Raw genomic sequence first — 7,750 nt, 5'->3', positions numbered from 1 at the left:
CGTCCGCACCACCGGACACCACGGGGACCACCACCGTGCTCCCGGCCACCACCCGGGCCACGCCCGCCCCGGACCCGGCTCCCCCGGCCGCGCCGGAACCCGCGCCGCCCCGCGAGCGCGCCTCGCGCCTGCTCGGCGTCGACGCCACCCGCGGGGTCGCGCTGCTCGGCATCATCGCCGTGCACGCCCTCGTCGAGGCCACCGACGACGGCACCCCCACGCCCAGCTACCTCGTGTTCGGCGGCCGCTCCGCGGCGCTGTTCGCCGTCCTCGCCGGGGTCTCGTTCGCGTTCATGACCGGGCGCGCCCGGGTCCGCACCCCCGACCTGCGCGCCACGGCGGCGATGCTCGCCACCCGCGCCGGCGTCCTGATGGTGCTGGCACTGGCCCTGAGCTGGACCGACCCGTCGATCGCGGCGCTCATCCTCCCCTACTACGCGATCGCGTTCCTGCTCGCGATACCGCTGGTCGCGCTGCCGACCCGGGTCCTCGCGCCGCTCGCGGTGCTGCTGGGTCTCGGGATACCGGTCGGATCGCACCTGGTGCGCCCGTTCCTGCCGGTGCCCGAACTCGGCAACCCCTCGGTGCTCGACCTCGTCACCGACCCCGGCGCGCTGCTGTCGGAGCTGACCCTGACCGGCGCCTACCCGGCGGTGGTCTGGCTCGCCTACATGGCGGTCGGGATCGTGGTCGGACGGCTGCGGCTCTCGGACCGGCGCACGGCGGCGGCGCTGCTGGCCGGCGGCGTCGTCGCGGCGGCGGCGGCCACCGGGCTGTCGATGTGGCTGCTCGGCCCGGGCGGCGGGTACGCCGCGATCGCCGCGGTGGGCCCGCCGGAGATCCTCGACAGCGCGCCGACGATCGCCGATGCCGTCACCGGCTACCCCGACGGCGTCACCCCCACCTCGACGTGGTGGTGGCTGGCGACCGTCGCGCCGCACTCGGGCACGCCGCTCGACGTCGTCCAGACCACCGGGTCCGCACTCGCCGTGCTCGGCGCGGTCCTGCTCCTGGCCTCGGTCACCGTCCGCGGCGCCGGTCCGCTGCTGGGTCACCTGCTGCGCCCGCTCGCCGCAGCCGGGTCGATGACGCTGACCCTCTACGTCGGCTCGATCCTGTTCATGAACTCCCCGCTCGACGACCTGGGCCCCTGGGAGGGCTACCTCTGGCAGATCGCCGTCGCGGTCGGGATCGGGCTCGCCTGGCGGCGCGCGGTCGGGCGCGGTCCCCTCGAGACCGTCGTGTCGGCGCCCGCGCACGCCGTCCGGGACCGGCTCCGCGGCCGGGCCCGCGATCGGGTGGCGTAGCCGGGCGGTGCCGCACGCCGGTCGCCGCCCGTGCGCACCGCGGCTAGCCTCGCCCTCATGATCGACCTGACCCGGCGGCGCCGGGCCCTCGTCGGCGTCGCCGTCGTCCTGGCCGTGCTGGGGGGCTGCGCGGCCGGCGTGCCGCAGGTCGAGCGGGCGGCCCCGTGGCCGCAGCGCCCGGTCGTCGACGCGTCGCTGGACCTCGCCCCGGACCTGTCCTCGGCCACCGGCCGCCAGACCGTCCGCTTCACCCCCGACGCCCGGATCTGCGAGCTGGTCTTCCGGCTCTGGACCAACCGGCCGACCGTCGTCTCCGACGGCGGCTCGTCCCGGGTCACCGACGCGAGCGTCGACGGCACCCCGGTCACCCCGCGCACCGAGCAGGCGGGCGCCCCGGACGGCGCGCCCGGCACGCTCGTCGAGCTGCCGCTGCCGTCCTGCGCCGACGCGGGCACCACCGTCACCGCGCAGCTCGGGTTCACCCTCACCCTCGGCGAGGACTCCACCGAACGCATCGGGCACTCCACGTCGGCGGGCACCGCCTGGCTCGGCAGTCCGCTGCCGGTGCTGGACTGGGTCCGCGGCCGCGGCTGGGTCCGCACCCCCGCGGTGCGGATGTCCGGCGAGACCGTCGTCGCCGAGGACTACCGGCTCGCCTCGCTCGCCGTCACCGCGGCGGCGGACCAGCAGGTCGTCGGGGTCGGGACGGCCACCGGCACCCGCGACGCCGGCGGCGGGCGGCTCACCCGCACCTTCACCGCCGACGCGGTCCGTGACGTCGCGATCGCCGTCGGCGCCTACCGGGTCGCCGAGTCCACGGTCGGCTCCACCCGGGTGCACGTCGCACTGCCCACCGCGGGCCGCGCCGGCGCCCGGCGCGGCGGGGAGCTGCGCGGCTCCGCGCAGGACTGGCAGGGCGAGGTCGCCCGCTTCCTGCCCGCCCTGGAACGGCTGCTGGGGCCCTACCCGTACCCGGACCTGTGGCTGACGGTCGTGCCCACCCAGAGCGACGGCGTCGAGTTCCCGACCCACCTGCAGTTCGGCGACGTCGACGACGCCACCCGCCCGTCGCTGGCCGCGCACGAGATCGCCCACTCCTGGTTCTACGCGCTGGTCGGCAACGACCAGGCCCGCGACCCGTGGCTGGACGAGGCGTTCACGACCTGGGCCCAGGCCCTGGTGGCCGACCAGCGCGACCTGTACCGGATCGGCAGCTTCGGGCCCGGCGACGTCGCGGGCCCGATCGGCGCCCCCATGTCGTTCTGGGACTCCCGCGGCGGGTTCACCGACCTCGTCGACGGCGTCTACGACCAGGGTGCCGCCGCGCTGTTCGCGGGTCGCGACGCCGTCGGCGCGCAGCGGTTCGACGCCGCGGTCCGCGCCTACGTCGAGGCGAACGCACACCGCGTCGCCGCCCCGGCCGACGTCGAACGGGCCTTCGCCGACCTGCCGGAGGTGCTCGACGTGCTGCGCGAGCACGGCGCCTTCGACCCGCGCACCGGCGGCTGAGCACCTCCGCGACGACCCGCGTGTCCAGGGCCACCGAGCCAGACCCCCCACCGATCTTCTACTTACGGTAGAACTACTACTGGACGTAGAACTTCGCTCGGGAGGTCCGGATGGACGCGCTCGACCTGGCCCGCTGGCAGTTCGGGATCACCACGATCTACCACTTCCTGTTCGTGCCGCTGACCATCGGCCTGTCGGTGATCGTCGCGTCGCTGCAGACCGCCTGGTTCCGCACGGGCCGGGAGGAGTACCTGCGCGCCACCACGTTCTTCGGGAAGCTGTTCCTGATCAACTTCGCGATGGGCGTGGTCACCGGGATCGTGCAGGAGTTCCAGTTCGGGATGAACTGGAGCGCCTACTCCACCTTCGTCGGCGACGTGTTCGGCGCACCGCTGGCGATGGAGGCGCTCATCGCCTTCTTCCTGGAGTCCACCTTCATCGGGCTGTGGATCTTCGGATGGGACCGGCTGCGGAAAGGCGTGCACCTGGCCTGCATCTGGGCCGCGGCGATCGGGTCCAACCTCTCGGCGTACTTCATCCTCGCGGCGAACGCGTGGATGCGGAACCCGGTCGGCTACGAGGTCGACCGCGCCACCGGACGGGCCCGGCTCACCGACATCGGCGCCGTGCTGACCAACCCGCAGGCCTGGTCGACCTACACCCACGTCGTCGCCGCGGCGTTCCTGATCGCGGGGCTGTTCGTCGCCGCGGTGAGCTCCTGGAAGCTGATGCGCGAACGCTGGAGCCGTCCCGGTGACGCGACGCCGCACCCGGGCGAGCACGCGCTGTTCCGGAAGACCCTGCGCACCGGGTTCCTCGTCACCCTCGTGGCCGGGGTGCTGGTCATCGCCTCCGGTGATCACCAGGCCAAGCTGGCCGCCACCTACGAGCCGATGAAGCTCGCCTCGGCCGAGGCGCTGTGGCAGACCGAGGAGTCGGCCGGGTTCTCGCTGTTCGCCGTCGGCGACGTCCAGGGCAGCCGCAACCACGTCAACGTGCAGATCCCCGGTGTCCTGAGCTTCCTGGCCACCGGCAGCCCGTGGGGCCCGGTGCAGGGCATCGAGAACGTGCAGGCGCAGTACGAGGCGCTCTACGGGCCCGGGGACTACCGGCCCAACATCGCCGTCCTCTACTGGGCGTTCCGGCTGATGATGGGCCTCGGCCTGGCCGGGGTCGCGGTCGCGACGGCCGGGCTCTGGCTCACCCGCGGCGGCCGGCTGCCCGGCTTCACCCGCGACGGCGCACCGGCTCCGGCCGGGCGGCTGTCGCGGTGGGCCTACCGGGGCGTGGTGGCCGCGCTGCCGGCCGCGCTCGCCGGGAACATCGCCGGCTGGGTGCTGACCGAGATGGGCCGCCAGCCCTGGACGGTGCACGGCGAGCTGCTCACCGCGCAGAGCGTGTCCCCCGGCGTGAGCCTGGGCCAGGTCGCGTTCTCCCTGGCCGCGTTCACCGCGCTCTACGGGATCCTCGCCGTCGTCGAGGTGCGGCTGCTGTTCCGCTACGTCGCCGCCGGACCCGCCGCCCCCGCGGCCCCGCCCGGTGACGACACCGACGCCGACACCGACGCCGTGCGCCGCCCCGCGGCGTTCAGCTACTGAACCCGGAGGGACGACGATGGACCTGCCCACGATCTGGTTCCTGGCCGTGGCCGTGCTGTGGGCCGGCTACCTGGTGCTCGAGGGGTTCGACTTCGGCGTCGGGATGCTGGTCCGCGTCCTGGGCCGCGACGAGGAGGACGACCGCGAGGCCGCCCTCGGCGCGATCGGCCCGGTGTGGGACGGCAACGAGGTGTGGCTGATCGCCGCCGTCGGCGCGATGTTCGCCGCGTTCCCCGCCTGGTACGCCGCCATGCTGTCGGGCCTCTACCTGCCGGTGCTGCTGGTCCTGCTGGGCCTGATCGTGCGCGGGGTCGGGCTGGAGTACCGGCACAAGCGCTCCGACCCGCCGTGGAAGGCCCGCTGGGACCTGCTGATCGGTCTCGGGTCGCTGGTGCCGGCGTTCGTGTGGGGCATGGTCCTCGCGAACCTGGTCCGTGGCCTTCCCACCGTGCTCAGCGCCCCGGGCAGCGGGCAGAACACCGTGGTCACCGCGTCGCTCGGGGACCTGCTGAACGGCTACGCGCTGCTCGGCGGCGTCGTCACCACGGCACTGTTCCTGCTGCACGGCGCGGTGTTCCTGGCACTGAAGACCGACGGGCCGGTGCGGTACCGGGCGCGGCGGTTCGCGCTGCGCGCGGTGGCCCCGGTGCTGCTGGTGACCGTCGCGTTCCTGGCCGCGACGCTCGCGCTGCGCGAGCCGTCCTGGACCACCACGGTCGCCTGGCTCGCCGGCGCGGCCCTCGCCGCGGCCGGGGTGGCGCTGCTGGCCGGCCGCGAGGGGTGGGCGTTCACCGCCACCGCGCTCGCGATCGGTGGGCTGTCGGTCGTGCTGTTCGGCCAGCTGTACCCGACGCTGCTGCCCTCGACGACCGACCCCGCGCACACCCTGACCGTCGCGAACGCGGCGTCCGCGCCGTACACGCTCGGCGTCATGTCCTGGATCGCGGCCGTGTTCCTGCCGCTGGTGCTCGGCTACCAGTCCTGGAGCTACTGGGTGTTCCGCCGCCGCCTCGGCGGGGCGCGGGTCGCCCCGGCCGGGACCTCCGACACTGGTGACACCGCGGTACCGGCCCCACGATGACGACCGTGTCCACCCCGTCCGCCACCGCCGGGGCCCCGCCCGCGGGCGGCCCGCCGGTCGACCCCCGGCTGCTGCGCACGGCGAGCGCGGTCCGGGTGCACCTGGCCGTCGCCGCGGTCTGCGGGGTCGCCGCGACCGGGCTGATCCTCGCCCAGGCCTGGCTGGTGTCGCGGGTGGTGGCCGGGGCGACGCCGTCGTTCGGCCTCGACGGAGCACGCACCGGGCCGGGCGCCGGGCTCGACACCCTGGCCTGGCTCGTCGGGGGCGTCGCCGTCGTCGCGGTGGCGCGGGCGCTGCTGTCCTACGGCGCGGAGTCCGCGGCGCTGCGCAGCGCCGCCCGCGCCAAGTCCCAGCTGCGGATGCAGCTCGTGCGCCGGCTCGCGCTCGCCGCGCCGGACCCGCGGCGGTCCTCCGGCGAGATCGTCACCCTGGCCACCCGCGGCCTCGACGCCCTCGACGACTACTTCGCCCGCTACCTGCCCCAGCTGGTGCTCGCGGTACTGGTCCCGGTCGCGGTGCTGGTCGTCGTCGCCGACGCGGACTGGATCTCCGCGGTGGTCATCGCGGTCACGCTGCCGCTGATCCCGCTGTTCATGGCGCTGGTCGGGATGCACACCCGGGCCCGCACCGACCGCCAGTGGCGGCTGCTGTCCCGACTCGGCGGGCACTTCCTCGACGTCGTGCAGGGGCTGCCGACGCTCGCGCTGTTCCGCCGCGCGCAGGTCGTCGCGGGCAAGGTCCGGGAGACGACCGACGCCCACCGGCACGCCGTGACCGGCACCCTGCGGGTCGCGTTCCTGTCCGCGTTCGTGCTGGAGGTCCTCGCGACGCTCGCCGTCGCCCTGGTCGCGGTCGAGGTCGGGCTGCGGCTGCTCTACGGGAACCTCGACTACGCCACCGCGCTGTTCGTGCTGGTCCTGGCCCCGGAGGCCTACCTGCCGCTGCGCGAGGTCGGTGCCCGGTTCCACGCCAGCATGGAGGGCGTCGCCGCGGCCCGGCAGGTGTTCGCCGAGCTGGACCGCCCGGCCGGCGGCGCGCCCGGCGGGACCACACCGGTGCCGGTGGCCGACCCGGCGGGCCGCGGCCTGACCGTCGCCGGGCTGCGGGTGCGCTACCCCGGCGCGGACGCCGACGCCGTCGCCGGGCTGTCGCTGGACCTCGCCCCCGGGGAGACGGTGCTGCTGCGCGGCCCGTCCGGGGCCGGGAAGTCCACCCTGCTCGGCGTGCTGCTCGGCATGGTCGTCCCGACCGGCGGCACCGTCACCGTGCACGGCCGCGACGGCACGGGCGCCGACCTCGCGGACCTGGACCTCGACGCCTGGCGCCGCGGGGTGGCCTGGGTGCCGCAGCAGCCGCACCTGTTCGCCGACACCGTCGCCGCCAACGTCCGGCTCGGCGCCGGGCGGGACCACGCGGGCGTCACCGACGACGCCGTGCGGGCGGCCGCACGCCGGGCCGGGCTCGACGCCGTCGTCGCCCGGCTGCCGCACGGCTGGGACACCGTGCTCGGCGAGGGCGGCGCGCAGCTGTCGTCGGGCGAGCGGCAGCGGGTCGCGCTGGCCAGGGCGTTCCTGCGCGACGCCCCGCTGGTCCTGCTCGACGAGCCGACCGCGCACCTCGACCCCGACTCCGCCGACGCGGTCCGCAGCGCGGCCGCCGAGCTGCTCCGCGGGCGCACCGCGGTCGTCGTCGCGCACGACGCGGGCTGGGCCGAGCACACCGACCGCACCGTCACGATCACCCCGGTCGCGATCACACCCGCCGGACGTCCGCGATGAGCCCCTGGTCGCTCGCCCGCAGCGTGCTGGCGCCCCGGCTCCGCGGCGTCGTCGGCGGCGCGCTGCTCGGCGCACTCGCCACCGCCTGCGGCGCCGGGCTGCTGTCGCTGGCCGCCTGGCTGCTCGCCACCGCCGCCCAGCACCCGTCGGTGACGGCGCTGTCGGTCGCCGTGGTGCTGACCCGTGCCCTCGGCGTCGGACGCGGGGTGGCCCGCTACGCCGAGCGGCTGGTCGGGCACGACGCCGCGCTGCGCGCGCTGTCGGACATGCGCGGCCGCGTCTACGCCCGGCTCGCCGCCACCGAACCGGTGCGCCGGTTCCGGTCCGGCGAGCTGGTCGCCCGGCTGGTCGGCGACACCGACTCGGTGCAGGACCTGGTGGTGCGCGGGGTGCTGCCGGTCGTCGCAGCCGGGGTCGCCGGGTCCGGTGCGGTGCTGCTCGCCACCGCGCTGTACGTCCCCGGCGGGGCGCTGCTCG

General features: G+C 75.8%; 5 protein-coding genes and 1 pseudogene. All 6 read left to right on the top strand.

Annotation, left to right across the window (positions count from 1 at the left end):
- On the top strand, positions 1 to 1,307 hold a 1,307-nt coding region (locus NH602_RS25580; RefSeq protein WP_253069127.1), incomplete at its 5' end, for a heparan-alpha-glucosaminide N-acetyltransferase domain-containing protein.
- 57 nt (positions 1,308 to 1,364) lie between these two features.
- Positions 1,365 to 2,816 carry a M1 family aminopeptidase gene (locus NH602_RS25575; RefSeq protein WP_253069126.1) on the top strand — a complete coding sequence of 484 codons (1,452 nt, stop codon included), beginning with the start codon at positions 1,365 to 1,367 and terminating at the stop codon, positions 2,814 to 2,816.
- A gap of 110 nt (positions 2,817 to 2,926) precedes the next feature.
- On the top strand, positions 2,927 to 4,414 hold the full coding sequence (locus tag NH602_RS25570) for a cytochrome ubiquinol oxidase subunit I (protein WP_253069125.1): 1,488 nt from the start codon (positions 2,927 to 2,929) through the stop codon (positions 4,412 to 4,414).
- A 16-nt stretch (positions 4,415 to 4,430) separates the two neighbouring features.
- Positions 4,431 to 5,495 carry a cytochrome d ubiquinol oxidase subunit II gene (cydB, locus tag NH602_RS25565; RefSeq protein ID WP_253069124.1) on the top strand — a complete coding sequence of 355 codons (1,065 nt, stop codon included), beginning with the start codon at positions 4,431 to 4,433 and terminating at the stop codon, positions 5,493 to 5,495.
- Between the two features lie 5 nt (positions 5,496 to 5,500).
- On the top strand, positions 5,501 to 7,273 hold the full coding sequence (cydD, locus tag NH602_RS25560) for a thiol reductant ABC exporter subunit CydD (protein ID WP_253069123.1): 1,773 nt from the start codon (positions 5,501 to 5,503) through the stop codon (positions 7,271 to 7,273).
- Positions 7,270 to 7,750, top strand: a pseudogene (locus NH602_RS25555) (thiol reductant ABC exporter subunit CydC); the annotation flags it as partial. The gene cydD and the pseudogene NH602_RS25555, both read left to right, overlap by 4 nt.

It is taken from the genome of Pseudonocardia sp. McavD-2-B (genome assembly GCF_024124365.1).
GTDB classification, from domain to species: Bacteria; Actinomycetota; Actinomycetes; order Mycobacteriales; family Pseudonocardiaceae; genus Pseudonocardia; species Pseudonocardia alni.
This window is presented reverse-complemented; position numbering and strand designations above follow the sequence as displayed.

What these genes read in the sequence shown, in the direction of transcription:
- NH602_RS25575 (WP_253069126.1), top strand. Translation starts at nt 1,365, where the DNA reads ATGATCGACCTGACCCGGCGGCGCCGGGCCCTCGTCGGCGTCGCCGTC.
- NH602_RS25570 (WP_253069125.1), top strand. Translation starts at nt 2,927, where the DNA reads ATGGACGCGCTCGACCTGGCCCGCTGGCAGTTCGGGATCACCACGATC.
- cydB (WP_253069124.1), top strand. Translation starts at nt 4,431, where the DNA reads ATGGACCTGCCCACGATCTGGTTCCTGGCCGTGGCCGTGCTGTGGGCC.